This window comes from Vibrio astriarenae (assembly GCF_010587385.1).
Lineage (GTDB): Bacteria > Pseudomonadota > Gammaproteobacteria > Enterobacterales > Vibrionaceae > Vibrio > Vibrio astriarenae.
In genome coordinates this window covers 1,827,378-1,842,057 of sequence record NZ_CP047475.1, presented here as the reverse complement: position 1 = coordinate 1,842,057, position 14,680 = coordinate 1,827,378, and the positions used below count along the sequence as shown (strand labels likewise).

The 14,680-nt window shown below is 46.0% G+C and carries 14 protein-coding genes; 10 read left to right on the top strand and 4 right to left on the bottom strand.

Translation table 11 applies throughout. From position 1 onward, the window contains the following. Positions 1-112: 112 nt before the first annotated feature. Complete coding sequence (gene pspF / locus GT360_RS08690; protein WP_164648484.1) at positions 113-1,138, bottom strand: phage shock protein operon transcriptional activator; 1,026 nt, start codon at positions 1,136-1,138, stop codon at positions 113-115. Positions 1,139-1,316: 178 nt separating this feature from the next. On the opposite strand from pspF, the gene pspA reads away from it, so the two are divergent. The 8 genes from pspA (at position 1,317) to GT360_RS08650 (ending at position 9,352) form a co-directional block, all read left to right on the top strand. Further along, positions 1,317-1,991 carry a phage shock protein PspA gene (gene pspA, locus GT360_RS08685; RefSeq protein WP_164648483.1) on the top strand — a complete coding sequence of 225 codons (675 nt, stop codon included), beginning with the start codon at positions 1,317-1,319 and terminating at the stop codon, positions 1,989-1,991. A gap of 1 nt (position 1,992) precedes the next feature. Then, positions 1,993-2,229, top strand: coding sequence for an envelope stress response membrane protein PspB (gene pspB, locus GT360_RS08680; RefSeq protein ID WP_164648482.1), 237 nt, complete (start codon positions 1,993-1,995; stop codon positions 2,227-2,229). Continuing rightward, positions 2,219-2,608 (top strand): envelope stress response membrane protein PspC, encoded by a 390-nt coding sequence (gene pspC, locus GT360_RS08675; RefSeq protein ID WP_164648481.1) that lies wholly within the window; start codon positions 2,219-2,221, stop codon positions 2,606-2,608. The genes pspB and pspC overlap by 11 nt, the downstream gene beginning before the upstream one ends. A 185-nt stretch (positions 2,609-2,793) precedes the next feature. After that, on the top strand, positions 2,794-3,828 hold the full coding sequence (locus tag GT360_RS08670; protein ID WP_164648480.1) for an efflux RND transporter periplasmic adaptor subunit: 1,035 nt from the start codon (positions 2,794-2,796) through the stop codon (positions 3,826-3,828). Between the two features lies 1 nt (position 3,829). Continuing rightward, complete coding sequence (locus tag GT360_RS08665) at positions 3,830-4,927, top strand: efflux RND transporter periplasmic adaptor subunit (protein ID WP_164648479.1); 1,098 nt, start codon at positions 3,830-3,832, stop codon at positions 4,925-4,927. 7 nt (positions 4,928-4,934) lie between these two features. Beyond that, positions 4,935-8,030 carry an efflux RND transporter permease subunit gene (locus GT360_RS08660; protein ID WP_420825445.1) on the top strand — a complete coding sequence of 1,032 codons (3,096 nt, stop codon included), beginning with the start codon at positions 4,935-4,937 and terminating at the stop codon, positions 8,028-8,030. Between the two features lie 63 nt (positions 8,031-8,093). Next, entirely contained in the window at positions 8,094-8,648 is a 555-nt protein-coding gene (locus tag GT360_RS08655) for a DNA-3-methyladenine glycosylase I (RefSeq protein ID WP_164648477.1), read from the top strand. 152 nt (positions 8,649-8,800) lie between these two features. Then, positions 8,801-9,352 (top strand): DUF4136 domain-containing protein, encoded by a 552-nt coding sequence (locus GT360_RS08650; RefSeq protein WP_164648476.1) that lies wholly within the window; start codon positions 8,801-8,803, stop codon positions 9,350-9,352. A 69-nt stretch (positions 9,353-9,421) separates the two neighbouring features. Here the strand turns inward: GT360_RS08650 and GT360_RS08645 are convergent, their stop codons facing one another. Both GT360_RS08645 and cls read right to left on the bottom strand, forming a co-directional pair. Continuing rightward, entirely contained in the window at positions 9,422-10,627 is a 1,206-nt protein-coding gene (locus tag GT360_RS08645; protein WP_164648475.1) for a cystathionine beta-lyase, read from the bottom strand. A gap of 88 nt (positions 10,628-10,715) precedes the next feature. Next, positions 10,716-12,170: a cardiolipin synthase gene (cls, locus tag GT360_RS08640; RefSeq protein ID WP_164648474.1), complete on the bottom strand. Its 1,455-nt coding sequence runs from the start codon at positions 12,168-12,170 to the stop codon at positions 10,716-10,718. Positions 12,171-12,370: 200 nt separating this feature from the next. Here cls and GT360_RS08635 point away from each other — a divergent pair, with 200 nt between their 5' ends. Both GT360_RS08635 and GT360_RS08630 read left to right on the top strand, forming a co-directional pair. After that, positions 12,371-13,075: a TIGR01621 family pseudouridine synthase gene (locus tag GT360_RS08635; protein WP_164648473.1), complete on the top strand. Its 705-nt coding sequence runs from the start codon at positions 12,371-12,373 to the stop codon at positions 13,073-13,075. Between the two features lie 7 nt (positions 13,076-13,082). After that, entirely contained in the window at positions 13,083-14,024 is a 942-nt protein-coding gene (locus tag GT360_RS08630; RefSeq protein WP_164648472.1) for a class I SAM-dependent methyltransferase, read from the top strand. A gap of 74 nt (positions 14,025-14,098) precedes the next feature. Here GT360_RS08630 and GT360_RS08625 read toward each other — a convergent pair whose 3' ends face one another. Continuing rightward, the gene (locus GT360_RS08625) at positions 14,099-14,542 is read right to left on the bottom strand and encodes an META domain-containing protein (protein ID WP_164648471.1); all 444 of its coding nucleotides are present in this window, start codon (positions 14,540-14,542) and stop codon (positions 14,099-14,101) included. Positions 14,543-14,680: the final 138 nt, after the last annotated feature.

Here is a 14,680-nt window from a genome sequence, read left to right as displayed (position 1 = left end):
ATTAGTTAAGTGGTAGATTATGCCCTATACAAAACAGGAATAGCCAATAAAAAACGTGGGCTAATCTAATTTTTTGTTTATGGCGTCATTGATGTTGGGTTAACGAACCAGACTAATCGAGAGTTTTTCTCACCGAGTGTTTCCTTACCAGACCTCGTATTTGATCATAGCTTAACCCCAACTGTTTTGCTGCTTGTCGTTGATTAAATTGGGATTTCAGTAGTGCAAGCTCAACCCATTCGCGCTCTTTGTCACAAAGCCATTGCTTAAGATCTTTTGGCAGCTTGTTAATACTCGCTTCTTTGGGCTCGGTGTTTGTCGGCTCTGCTTCTCGTATCGGAGCATTCTCAAATTTTTGATCAGACAAATTCCACGGGCTAACAAATGGGTTAATTATAATATGCTCGATGGGTTGACTACTGCTGTTGTGTTGATAAACCGCACGCTCTATGACGTTCTTTAATTCTCGAACATTCCCGGGCCAGTGGTAGTCCAAGAGTTGCTTTATTGCCGATTGGGAAAAGCCTTCAAAGTGCGATAGGCCAAGCTCACGACACATACTGATCGCGAAGTGTTCCGCGAGTTCGAGTATATCTTCTTTCCTGTAACGGAGCGGAGGCAGGTGTATGACGTCAAAGGCCAGTCGGTCTAGCAAGTCGGCGCGAAACGTTCCATCTTGACTTGCTTTAACTAGGTCGGTGTTGGTGGCACAGATCAGTCGTACATCTGTGTTAATCATTTTTGACCCGCCGACGCGTTCATACTGACCGTACTCAATCACGCGAAGTAGTTTTTCTTGCACGTTTAACGGCATAGTACCGAGTTCATCGAGAAATAAACTACCACTTTCAGCACGTTCAAAGCGCCCTTGGTGCTGCTTGTTAGCGCCGGTAAATGCCCCCGCTTCGTGTCCGAATAACTCGGAGTCAACCAGGCCTTCTGATAGCGCTGAACAGTTCATCGCGACAAAAGGTTTATCCCACCTTTGCGATAGATAGTGAAGGCGCTGTGCCACTAACTCTTTGCCTGTTCCTCGTTCTCCTAGTATTAGTATGGGGCGGTTGATTTTTGCGACGCTCGATACTTTGTCGAGTACTGAGAGGATTTCGCTGGAACTGCCTCGAATGTTGGGGAGCATAAAATTACCCTTCAATGGTTATATTTACCTACTATAGGTTAAATCCGCTCATTTAAAAAGGTGGATACAGATGCCTAATCGAATAAATAACTGATTTATCGCCAGTATTCTTGTTGGCATGTTTCTCGCTAAGTAGAAAATGAAAGCAATAAACATGGTTTTTATAAGGGGAACAGATATGGGTATTTTTTCACGTTTTGCCGACATCATTAACTCGAACGTCAGTGCACTGCTGGATAAAGCGGAAGATCCAGAGAAAATGATTCGCCTGATTATTCAAGAGATGGAAGATACTTTGGTGGAAGTTCGCAGCAACTTAGTCAAAGCCATCGCGGATAAAAAAGAGTTGAGCCGCCGCATAGAGTATGTGGAAGATCAAGTGGGTGACTGGCAGAGTAAAGCGACGCTAGCACTCACCAAGCAAAGAGAAGATCTTGCGCGTGCTGCCTTGATGGAGAAGCAGAAGGTTACCGACATTCACAAAACCTTGCTTGATGAGCAGTTGTTGGTCAATGAAAACATCGATAAGCTAAAAACTGAGATCGATAAGCTAGAAAGCAAGATCACCGAAACACGAGCTAAGCAGCAAGCATTGATGATTCGCGCGAAAACGGCGGTGAATCGCAAAGACGTGAATCAGCAGCTTAACTCTCGTAAAACGCGTGAAACTATGGCGAAGTTTGAGCAGTTTTCGCGTCGAATTGATGAACTGGAAGCAGAAGCAGATATACACTTAGACAGCCAGTCATCGCGCAATCTTGAGCAAGAGTTTATGGAACTTCAGGTTGAAGATGAGATCGAAAACGAACTGCAAAAGCTAAAACAACAACTGAGCGAGAAGGAGTCAAAATAATATGAGTTCATTTCTATTATCAGTGCCACTGATTGTTTTTTTTATCTTTGTGGCGCCATTGTGGCTCTTTCTTCACTACCGCAGTAAAAAGCACACGGCAACGGGGTTATCGAGCCAAGACTTAGAGAAGTTAGAACAACTTTCTCAACGAGCAGACAAGTTAAAACAACGTGTTTCCCATCTAGAAAGTGTACTTGATAGTGAAACACCGGATTGGAGGCGCAGATATGATGCGTAAAGAACTGTATCGCGACCCGATTAATGGCAAGTTGACCGGCGTGTGTGCCGGTCTAGCGAACTACTTCAGTGTCGAAGTTTGGCTAGTGCGTATTATTGCTATCACATTTGCATTATTAGGGGGCGCGTTTCTAGTTGTCGTTGCCTATGTTGCTATGACATTGATGATAGAAAAACAGCCTAAAGGCTATCAAACCCAATGGGAAGATAAACGAGATCACACACTCAAGAGTAAAGTGTGGCAGCAGGGGCGAGCGCCCTCTGATTGGTTGGCAACCATCGCCAAAGATTTAGACACTGCGGAATCACGTATTCAGAGTATGGAAAGTTACGTGACGTCTGATCGTTTCAAGTTTGATAGAGAGTTTTCTAAGCTGTAATTAAATAGAGTCACTAACATCTATTGAACCCAGATTGATTGCGTTTTAATCGTTTTCAATCTGGGTTTTTTTATTATCTCTACTTTTTCGATAATTTATGAAAAATAACAGTACTTTAACTAGCGATTAACGATTGGCTCTTCTATCTTTGTTTGCATAAGGATACAAATAAAGATGGATCATGCATGTTTAAGAAGTCACTCAATTTTCTTGCTCTTTCCGCGGTATTAGCAGGTTGTGGTAAAGAGCTACCTCCCATACCTGAGCCCGAATCTCGGCCGGTCAAAATGACCACTGTCTCGGTCGGCAACAGCAGTTTTGAACGAAAGTTCCCAGCGGTGTCAGAAGCGGGCGATCGCGCTGTGCTCGCGTTTCGCGTGCCTGGTTTGTTGATGAGCATAGATGTTCTTTCTGGCCAAACCGTCGATAAGGGTGATGTACTGGCCCAGCTAAACCCTGATGAGTACACCTTGTTGGTTCAACAAGCCCAAGCGAATTTCAATTTGGCTAACGTGCAGTTCAAACGAGCTGAAAGTTTGCGTAGAGATCGCGTGGTGTCAGAGCAAGATTACGATGAAGCCAAGGCAAACCTCAATGTGGCCAGAGCGAGCTTAAATCAAGCAAAAGCGAATGAGCGATATACACGCCTTGTTGCACCCTATGATGGAACCATTTCAATCATTCCTGCCGATAACCATGAGTATGTTGCGGCGCAGCAAGGTGTCATGAACATTCAAACTAATCAGCTATTGAAAATCATTTTCCAGCTTCCTGATCACTTACTCAGTCGATACTCACAGAGCGTTGACGTGCAGTCAACGATGGAGTTTGATGCATTTCCAGGCCGAATTTTCCCCCTAACGTTTCAAGAGATAGATACAGAAGCTGACCCGACGACGGCTTCCTACAAGGTGACGATGATCATGGAGCGGCCAGACGATATCGGTGTGCTACCCGGTATGGCAGGGAGCGTGACAGCGATGGCTCCGAAGTCCACCGCCAGTCGCATTCCTTTAACCTCTATCCAAGATATTGATGGCAAGAGCTATGTTTGGCGTGTGAATGATGAGGGTATTGTTAAGCGTATTCCTGTGGAGCTGAACGAACGCAGACAGGTCGTGTCTGGGCTTAACGATGGGGACCAAATCGTGGTTTCAGGCGTGGCTGGTTTAGAAGATGGAATTAAGGTTCGCCCATGGGTGAAGGAGCGAGGTTTATAATATGAAAAATAACCAACTCATCTTGCCTATTATCCTTAGTGCAGCCCTTGCGGGATGTGAGCGCCCAACGGTAGAACCTAAAGAGTTTATTCCAAGCATTCGAGTCGTTCCGGTTGGAGAAAATACGGAAATAGACAGCCTATACTTTCCTGCGATTGCCAATGCTGCTGAACGTTCACATTTGAGTTTTCGAGTGACGGGGGAAATCAGCAAACTGGTGGTCAAAGAGGGGGACATGGTCCAAGAGGGCGATGTGATCGCTATGCTCGATCCGACCGATTATCAGATAGATGTTGATAATGCTGAGGCGCGTTTTTCTGTTATTGACAGCCAAGTTCGACGTTCGAAACCGCTTGTTGCTAAAGGCTTGCTGGCTCAGTCGCAGTACGATGAGATCTCTGCGGAAAGACAAATAGCCAAAGCAGAGCTAGAACTTGCCAAATTACGCCTTTCGTTTACCACGCTGCGCTCACCAATGGCAGGTATTGTCTCTCGTGTGGTAGTCGACCGGTTTGAGAACATTCAAGTAGGGCAAAACATCGTCAATGTTCACAGTGTGGATGATGTTGAGGTTGTGATTCAACTGCCGGATCAGCTCTATCAAAAACAGCCTTCAAATGAGGTGTTTAATCAAATTAAGGCTCAAGTCAAAGTGCCGAGTGGTAATGAGTATTTGGCAAAAATCAAAGAGTTTACCACCCAACCTGATCCTGCTACGGGGACATTTTCCGTGACGCTGTCACTTCCAATGCCAGAGGATGACCTTATTCTCGATGGTATGGCGGTAGAAGTGACTTCGAATGCCAAAGGTGCGGGTTTACATCTAAATGCAGGTGTCAAAGTGCCTATTGAGACCGTGTTTAATGAAGATGGTGATTCATTAGATAGAGCGAACAAATTTGTCTGGGTATATAACCAAGACAACACTGTGACAAAAAGGAAAGTTGTCGTGGGCAATGCTTCACAAAACCACTTACAGATTGTTGATGGCCTAGAAAATGGCGAGCTCATTGTCAGCGCCGGTTTATCGCGCTTGCGAGATGGCATTTCAGTCAGTCTAATTGAAGGTTCAGTAGCGCAGGAGGCGGGTAATGAGTAGTGAAAGCATGCCACAACAAGCAACACACAGCGATAATGATGTTACTGGTATCGCGGCGTATTTTATCCGTAACCGTGTTATTAGTTGGATGATATCACTCATTTTCTTAATTGGTGGTACAGCGGCATTTTTTGGGCTTGGTCGTCTAGAGGACCCCGCGTTCACAATCAAAGACGCCATGGTAGTGACCTCCTATCCAGGTGCAACGCCACAGGAAGTTGAAGAAGAGGTCACTTATCCAATAGAGAAAGCCATTCAGCAGCTTTCGTATGTTGATGAGATTAACTCCATTTCCAGCCGTGGATTGTCTCAGATCACTGTCACCATGAAGAACAACTATGGACCGGATGACTTGCCGCAAATATGGGATGAGCTGCGCCGCAAGGTGAATGATCTCAAAGCGACACTTCCACCCGGGGTGAATGATCCTCAGGTCATTGATGACTTCGGCGATGTGTTTGGTATCTTGCTTGCCGTGACAGGAGAAGGGTACTCATATAAAGAGCTGATAGATTACATCGACTATTTGCGGCGCGAGCTCGAACTTGTCGATGGTGTGAGTAAAGTTTCAGTATCAGGTGACCAACAACAACAGGTCTTCATTGAAATATCAATGAAGAAGATGAGTAGCTTAGGGTTATCACCCACTACGGTATTCAACCTCCTTTCTACCCAAAATGTCGTCTCTGATGCGGGTGCTGTGCGCATTGGTAATGAGTATATTCGCATCCATCCAACAGGAGAGTTCCAGGATGTTGACCAACTCGGAGACTTGATACTTACCGATGGCGCGTCATCTGACGGGCTAATCTATTTGCGTGATGTTGCAGAGGTTAAGCGGGGCTTCGTTGAAGTTCCCTCGAACATTATTAACTTCAATGGTCAAACGGCGCTCAATGTCGGTGTTTCATTTGCGGAAGGCGTCAACGTTGTAGAAATTGGAAAAGCCTTTGATCGAAAACTGGCAGAGCTAAAATACCAACAACCAGTGGGTATTGAGATTGCCCGTGTGTATAGCCAACCAACCGAAGTAGATAAGTCGGTCAGTGGATTTGTTGTCAGTTTAGGGCAAGCGGTGGCGATCGTTATCGTGGTGCTGTTGTTCTTTATGGGGCTGCGTTCAGGTCTCTTGATTGGTCTCATTCTGTTACTGACAGTATTGGGTACATTCATATTTATGCAGTACTTCAGTATCGAGCTGCAACGTATTTCACTTGGTGCCCTGGTTATTGCACTCGGGATGCTGGTGGATAATGCGATTGTGGTGGTGGAAGGGATCCTCATAGGCACTCAGAAGGGCCGAACGAGGATGCAGGCAGCCACCGATATCGTTATGCAAACCAAGTGGCCACTTCTTGGCGCTACTGTCATCGCAGTAACGGCTTTTGCACCGATTGGGCTGTCGGAGGATGCGACTGGTGAGTACTGTGGCACCTTGTTTACAGTTCTTCTGATCTCGCTGATGCTGAGTTGGTTCACCGCGATTTCATTGACTCCGTTCTTTGCTGATATCTTCTTTAAAGGTCAGAAAACACCGGAAGCCAGCGAAGATCACGACCCGTACAACGGCATCATCTTTGTTGTGTACAAAAACTTCCTAGAGTTTTGTATGAAGCGAGCATGGTTAACCGTTATCGTACTGGTCGTCGGGCTCGGAGCAAGTATCTACGGCTTTACATTTGTTAAACAGTCTTTCTTCCCATCATCGACCACACCGATGTTCCAAGTAGACATTTGGTTACCTGAAGGAACAGACATTCGTGCGACTAACGATAAGTTGAAAGAGTTAGAGGGGTGGATTTCCAGTCAGGATCACGTTGAGCATATTACCACCACCGCAGGCAAGGGTTTGCAGCGTTTCATGCTGACCTACGCACCGGAAAAGAGTTATGCTGCCTACGGTGAAATCACGACTCGTGTTGACGATTTTGTTAATTTAGACCCGCTGATGGTTCGCTTTAGAGAGCATGTAGCGAAGAATTACCCTGAGATTAACTACAAGCTGAAAAAGATTGAGTTAGGCCCTGGTGGCGGTGCAAAAATTGAAGCACGAATTATTGGCTCTGATCCCGATGAACTCAGACGAATCGGGGCTCAAGTTGCTGACATCATGCACGCGGACCCAGGGGCGACTAATATCCGTCATGACTGGCGTGAGCGTACCAAAGTCATTGAACCTCAGTTTAATGAAAGCCAAGCGCGTCGCTATGGTATCACTAAGTCAGATGTCGATGATGTATTAAGCATGTCCTTCTCAGGCAAATCTGTTGGTGTGTATCGTGATGGCACAACCTTGATGCCGATTGTCGCTCGTCTACCGGAAGATGAACGTGTTGATATACGTAGTATCGAAGGAATGAGAATATGGAGTCCGGCTCAATCGGATTATATCCCATTACAGCAAGTCGCTCTGGGCTACGATATCTATTGGGAAGACCCAATTATCGTACGTAAAAACCGCAAGCGTATGCTAACAGTAATGGCAGACCCAGATTTATTAGGGGAAGAAACGGCAGCGACTCTACAAGGGCGTTTACAACCGCTGATTGAACAAATCGAATTGCCTCCAGGTTACTCATTAGAGTGGGGTGGTGAGTACGAGTCGTCAGCGGATGCGCAAGAGTCTCTGTTCACGACGATGCCGCTGGGTTATCTATTTATGTTCCTCATCACAGTATTCTTGTTCAATACAGTGAAAGAACCGATTATTGTCTGGTGTACCGTGCCACTTGCTCTTATTGGTGTGACCACGGGTCTGTTGGTGCTCGATACGCCATTTGGCTTTATGGCATTACTTGGCTTCTTAAGTCTTTCCGGTATGATCTTGAAAAACGGTATTGTTTTGCTTGATCAAATCAATATCGAGATAGAATCTGGCAAAGAGGCCTATAACGCTGTGGTAGACGCTGCCCTTAGCCGTGTTCGCCCGGTTTGTATGGCAGCCATCACCACTATATTGGGTATGATTCCGCTTTTGCCGGACATCTTCTTTAAACCGATGGCGGTAACTATCATGTTTGGTTTGGGCTTTGCAACTGTACTCACCTTGATTGTCGTGCCGGTACTGTATCGCATCTTACACAAGGTCAAAGTACCCGCCTAACCTAAGTGATTATTGACATTAACACGCCTCGTTTGAGGCGTGTTTTCTATTGAGGTAAAGGAAATGAAACGTTGCCAATGGCTGGATGAGAGTAAAACTGACTATGTTGAGTACCACGATAAAGAGTGGGGCGTACCGGTTTACGAAGACAAGGTGTTTTTTGAGTTTCTGGTGCTTGAATCTGCCCAAGCTGGGTTGAGTTGGTACACGATTCTGAAGAGGCGGGAAGGTTACCGTAGTGCATTTGCGAACTTTGACCCGAAAATAGTGTCTACTTTTGATAGTGAGAAAGTGGATGCGCTTTTGCAAGACAGTGGCATCATTCGCCACCGAGCTAAAATAGAATCAGCCATCAACAACGCTCAGCGCTTTTTGGAGATTCAACAAGAGTTTGGTAGCTTTAGCGATTATGTTTGGGGTTTTACCAACAACAAAATCATTGACGTGAGAACGAAAGATGATTTTCCACCGGCGACAACGCCGTTGTCGGATAAGCTATCAAAAGATCTGAAAAAGCGTGGATTTAAATTTGTCGGCAGCACAACGATGTACGCATTTCTACAAGCGACTGGGATCGTTAATGACCATGATGTTGACTGTATTTGCCGCCAGCGATGAACATCCTGACATTCACTAAACATTATTCTGTATTGTTCGTACATAATCATAAGTAAATCAAATACGTCGCTTTGCCGTTACTTGAGTTGCAAAACCGATACAAGAAAAGCGACTAGACTCATCTCAAGCACTTAGCAAATCGAGGTTGTGTAATGCTAAATTCGCTCAAAAAATCTTTAGTCTTGGCGTCAGTCATTGCCGTTGTCTCAGGATGCGCTTCTAGCGTGGCGACTGACTATGACTCAAACGCCAATTTCTCTGGCTATAAAACATATCAGTTTGAAGATAGAGGGGACGCGCCACTCAGTCTGGATGGTAGCCGTATTCAGCAAGCGGTCGACAGCGAGTTGGCAATGAAGGGACTTTCACAATCAGAGCAAGACAGTGACCTAGTGGTTCGTTTTGATATCTTGGAGGCGAGTGAACTCCGGGCCGATGGCCCAACGTTTAGTTTCGGCGTTGGTTCTGGCAGTCGACGCAGTGGCGTGGGTTACGGTATTGGGGCAAGTACACCAACACGAGTGACGGAGATTAAGTACGGAAAAATTGCCGTTGATCTTGTAGACAGTGAAACCAACGAGGTTGTGTGGCGTTCTATTTCGCAGCGACAGCTACGCGAAACAATGAAGCCGTCTGACCGTCAAGAGTTCATCGTAAAACAAGTTAGCGAGATGTTTAAAGAGTACCCTGTGGTAATCAACTAGTATCGAGAAGTGATTGAACAAGAGCGGCTACTACAGCCGCTCTTTTTAATCTACAAAGTAAAAATGAAATTATGCCGTTACAGCGTTTTCCAGAATGACCGCATTGTAGCGAGCAAGTCCACGTTCAAGGTCCGCAATTAAATCTTCGATATCTTCCAAGCCAATGTGCAGACGAATTAAGGTACCTTCAAAATTAGGATTCGCTACCGTGCGTAAGCTGTTGAAACTCTTTGGCTCGTTAGCAAGAATCAAACTTTCAAAGCCGCCCCACGAGTACCCCATGCTGAAGTGATCCATGCCATCGAGAAGCGCCGTTGTCGCTTTCGGATTGGTTGTTTTTAGCACGAATGAGAACAGGCCATTGCCACCTGTAAAGTCGCGTTCAAAGAACTCATGACCGGGACAGGATTCAAGCGCAGGGTGGCGAACATGATCGACCTCTGGGCGCTGTGCTAACCACTGTGCCACTTTAAGACTGTTTTCAGCATGTTGTTTGAGACGAACATCCATCGTGCGCAAGCCACGTAGGCCAAGATAGGCATCATCAGGAGAAACACACTGTCCCATTAAATAGCTTTGCTCGCGCAGTTGGTCCCAGTATTTTTCAGAAGCAACGGCAGTGCCTAGCATCACATCTGAGTGACCAACAATGTATTTGGTTGCAGCTTGGATCGAAATATCCACGCCATGCTCAAATGGAGAGAAGTTCACACCAGCAGCCCAAGTATTATCTAGCATGACAATGATGTCTTGCTCATGTGCAAGGCGTGCAAGCGTTGGTACATCTTGTACTTCCATCGTGATAGAGCCTGGTGACTCTGTAAATAGAATCTTGGTGTTTGGCTTGATGTAATCACGAATACCGGCCCCGATTTCTGGCGGGTAGTAGGTGGTCTCGATGCCCATTTTCTTGAGGATGGTATTACAGAAATCGCGCGTTGGTTCGTAGCAGGTATCGACCATCAATACATGGTCGCCCGTCTCAACAAAAGAGAGAATGGCGTTAGAGATTGCCGCTGTTCCACAAGGGTAGAGTGCACAACCCGCGCCGCCTTCAACTTTGACCATCGCATCTTGGAACGCAAAGTGGGTTTCGGTGCCACGGCGTCCGTAAAACAGGGTCTTATTCGCACGATTGATGGTTGCTTGTTGTTTCTCCGCAACAGTATCAAAAACGATGGTGGAAGCGCGTTGTACTGGTGGGTTAACCACGCCGTGCGTCCATTTTTTATCTCGCCCGGCTGTGATTAGTGTTGTCTTTTTACCTTCAGACATGAATATTCCTTTATTGAGTCGATTTCTCTTATACCTTTGACCTTCTCAACAAAAAGGAATCTTTGCAAGTCTTTGCTGGCACGACCTTTTAAAGAAGTGGATTGAAGAGGTAGTAAAAACGTTCAAGTACCCGGTTCCGAATGGGTCTCTCTTGCCATTCCACAAGGTCAATGGGGTAAGATTGCTTGATGTACTGTTTCTGTAGATGGTCCATTTGATGCGTAAACTCTTGGTCTTCTACGGCAAGAGAAACCTCAAAGTTGAGCCATAGGCTGCGCATATCCATGTTTACTGTGCCAACAAGACAGAAGAGGTCATCAATCACAACCGATTTGGTATGCAGTAAGCCACCATCAAACTCATAGATTTTGACGCCTGCTTCAAGCAGTTCTGTGTAAAAAGCACGTGATGCCCATTGCACCATCAAGGAGTCATTTTTGTGCGGAATGATAAGCTCAACATTAATGCCTCGCTGAGCCGTTGTTTTTAATGTCTCAGTGAGATCGGCACTCGGCACAAAGTAAGGAGTGGTAATTCTCACTGTGTGTTTAGACTGATGAATTGCGACCGTTAAAACCTGAGAAATGAGGTGATCAGGCATACCTGGGCCTGACGGTACCACTTGAATCGGCAACGGACGTTCTGCCTCAATCAAAGGGCATTCTGGAATACGCGGTAATTCGCGCTTACCGGTTTCCACTTCCCAGTCCCAGCTGTGAATCGCGGACAATACATTGACCGTAGGGCCGGTGACGCGAATCATGATGTCTATCCATTGCCCAACCCCAGAATCTTGCTTGAAATATTTTGGGTCAACCAAGTTCATTGAGCCGGTGTAAGCCACGTCATCATCAATGACAATGATTTTTCGATGCTGCCTAAGATCTAACCTACGTAAAAACATACGCCAGGGCTTAACAGAAAGTGCTTGGCGAACCTCAATACCAGCATCGAGCATCATGGTATACCACGAACTTCGAAAGAAGCGAGGACTGCCCGCAGAGTCTAAGAGCAGCTTAACTTCAACACCACGCTTACGCGCTTGAATGAGCGCACTTGCCACTGCATCAGCTACGCCACCGGGGTGCCAAATATAGAACACCATCTTGATTGAGCTTTGAGCGTGATTAATGTCTTCAATGATGGACTCGAGGATCTCTTCTGGATTGGTGCGCAGGTCTAGGCTGTTGCCACAAAGGGTCGGAATACCAATACGGCGGTTACATAGTTCATCGATTGGAGAGATGTGAACGTCCATGCGCTCTGGAGTGTGCGCCTGACACTCGTTGAGCAAGCTAAACCACTCACCAAAGGGAGTAAACATTTCGCGAGCACGGTCAGCCCGCTTTCTTCCGAGGTTAAGTTCACCGAACATAAAGTAAGAGATCACCCCAACAACCGGGATGATATAAATAATCATCAGCCAAGCGAGCGAAACACTGACGGAACGCCTTTTTAAAACCACTCGGAGAGTCACACCGGCAACTAAAAACCAATAGATTCCGATAAGAGTGAGGGTGAAATAGTGATAAAAAGCGTCCATTTTGGCCTGCGAGCATGAAATACAAAGATCATCATATACTTAAATAAACCGAACCCCAAGCAAGGTCAACAACATACCTTGAGACATAACACAAATTCTTATTTTGGTATGGCGTGGATGAACAGTGCCCAAACAAGCAAAACGAGGTTCAAGTATTGAAGGGGACTCGGTATACTCTGCGCGGCAATGAGTGAGGCCTTATGTTTGATATAGTTTTCGATTCTCCCGAGTTTGTGGTGATCAACAAGCACCCAAATGTTTCAGTACACAAAGATGATGGCGACACCATGCTGGTGGCAGAGGTTGCTCACCAACTAGGTTGTGACGCGCTTTTTCTTGTTCACCGCCTCGACAAGATGACATCGGGTATTCTTCTGCTTGCTAAGACAAGCCAAGTAGCCTCGGAGCTATCCGCTCAGTTTGCCGAACGAAAAGTAGAGAAGTACTACTTAGCCATCGCGGATAAAAAGCCCAAGAAGAAGCAGGGCTTGGTCTCTGGAGATATGACACGCTCTAGACGCTCTGCGTGGAAGCTTAATCCAACCACAGAAAACCCTGCGGTGACTCAGTTTTTCACACAGGCGGCTTTGCCCGGGCAGCGTTTGTTCTTGTGTAAGCCATATACAGGCAAAACTCATCAGATTCGCGTCGCGATAAAATCAGTCGGCTCGGCGATAGTGGGCGACCCTATCTATAATCCCTCGAGTCAATCAGATAGGGGTTATTTACACGCTTACTGTTTAGGGTTTGAGTTTCGAGGTGAGAATCATCGCTTTGTCGTTAACCCAAGTAGCGATAGCTTAGGTGAGCTTTGGCAAGCCCCAGAAGTTATTCAGGCGATCAGTCAGTGGAGCGAACCGTGGGCGCTAACGTGGCCATCACTACCAAAATCAATTACAGGTTAAAGACAACATGCAGTTACAACAACTTACCACTTTTATTTCGACGGTAGAGCAAGCGTTACAAGTCGCTCCAGATGAGGTGCGTAGACTGTTTCATGGTCGCGGACGCAGCTGGGAAGGGTTGGAGCAGATCACCTGTGATTGGCTACAAGGTCAGCTTGTGGTTAGCCTATTTAAAGAAGTCGATGAAGACTTTTTAACGGCACTGCGCGAAACACTCATCACCTTTACCCAAAGCGCAATTTGGAATGAGCGACAAGGGCGCTGTATCTTGCTACAACACCGCTATGAATCGGGCGCGCCTGCAGAAGTTATTTTCGGCGAGCTTGAGTCTCGCCCTGTCGTGGTTGAAAACGGCCTAAAGTATCAATTACACCTTGGCTCAAACCAAAATGCAGGCCTGTTTTTCGATATGCGCCTGGGTCGTGAGTGGGTACAGAACAATGTCAAGCATGCTAACGTACTCAACTTGTTTGCGTATACCTGCGGCTTCTCTGTTGCCGCTATTGCAGGTGGGGCAGACCAAGTAGTGAATCTGGATATGGCAGGCTCTTCTTTGAGTAAAGGCCGAGAAAACCACAAACTCAATGGCCATAATATCCAGCAAGTGAAGTTCATGGCGCATGATATCTTTAAATCTTGGGGAAAAATTAAGAAAAACGGCCCTTACGATATGGTGATTATCGATCCACCTTCATTTCAGAAGGGCAGCTTTGCTTTGACCAAAGACTACAAAAAGATTCTACGTCGGTTGCCAGACCTATTAACCCCTAACGGTAAGGTGATGGCGTGTGTGAATTCACCGGCGGTAGGCAGTGAGTTCATCGTTGATTCAATGCAGGAAGAAGCGCCTGACATTCGGTTTGTCGAGCGTTTAGAGAACCCACCAGAGTTTGCAGATATCGATACCGAAGCAAGCCTTAAAGTGATGCTGTTTGAACGCAACGCTTAAGTCACTTTCAATAAAAAAGCTCGCAGTGTTTGCGAGCTTTTTCGTTTCTGTGGGGGTGTGATTATCAAGGAGAGTTAGTTTACCCAGTCACGAAGATTAAACGTTAATGTATGAATGCCGTTAGTCAGAATCATTTGGTCTTTCGTTAACGTCACATCACTCCATTCCATCAGCGTTTTTGACATCGCTTGCTCGACTTCCATCGCGGCATCTGGACACATTTTCATCGTCATGCCCATTTTATCGATGCGCAGCTGGTTGTTCTTCAGCTCAGCTTGGCCAAAGAAGTTATTACAACCAGCATTACCATTCGCCGTCATGTTCTCGCCAATTTCCAAGCGAGGCGCAACTTCCTTACTATCAAGGTTGATATCTTGGCCATCAATTTGTACCAACTCCCAGTTGTGGTGTTGGAAATCCGTAGCGGTCAATTCCATACTTTCTCCATTACTCTGGCAAGCAGTCAGCAGAACAGGTAGTGTGATAGCTGCAAGCAGTGATTTTGAACTAAGCTTCATAGAATAAACTCCAAAAATACGTGGCGAGACAGCCACTAAGCAATGCATTGAATTGTATGCAATAAAACAGTGTTTTTGTTAGCGCACTGTCATGATTGCATATAGTATAGGTCAAATGTTGCAATGTAATGCGGCTTT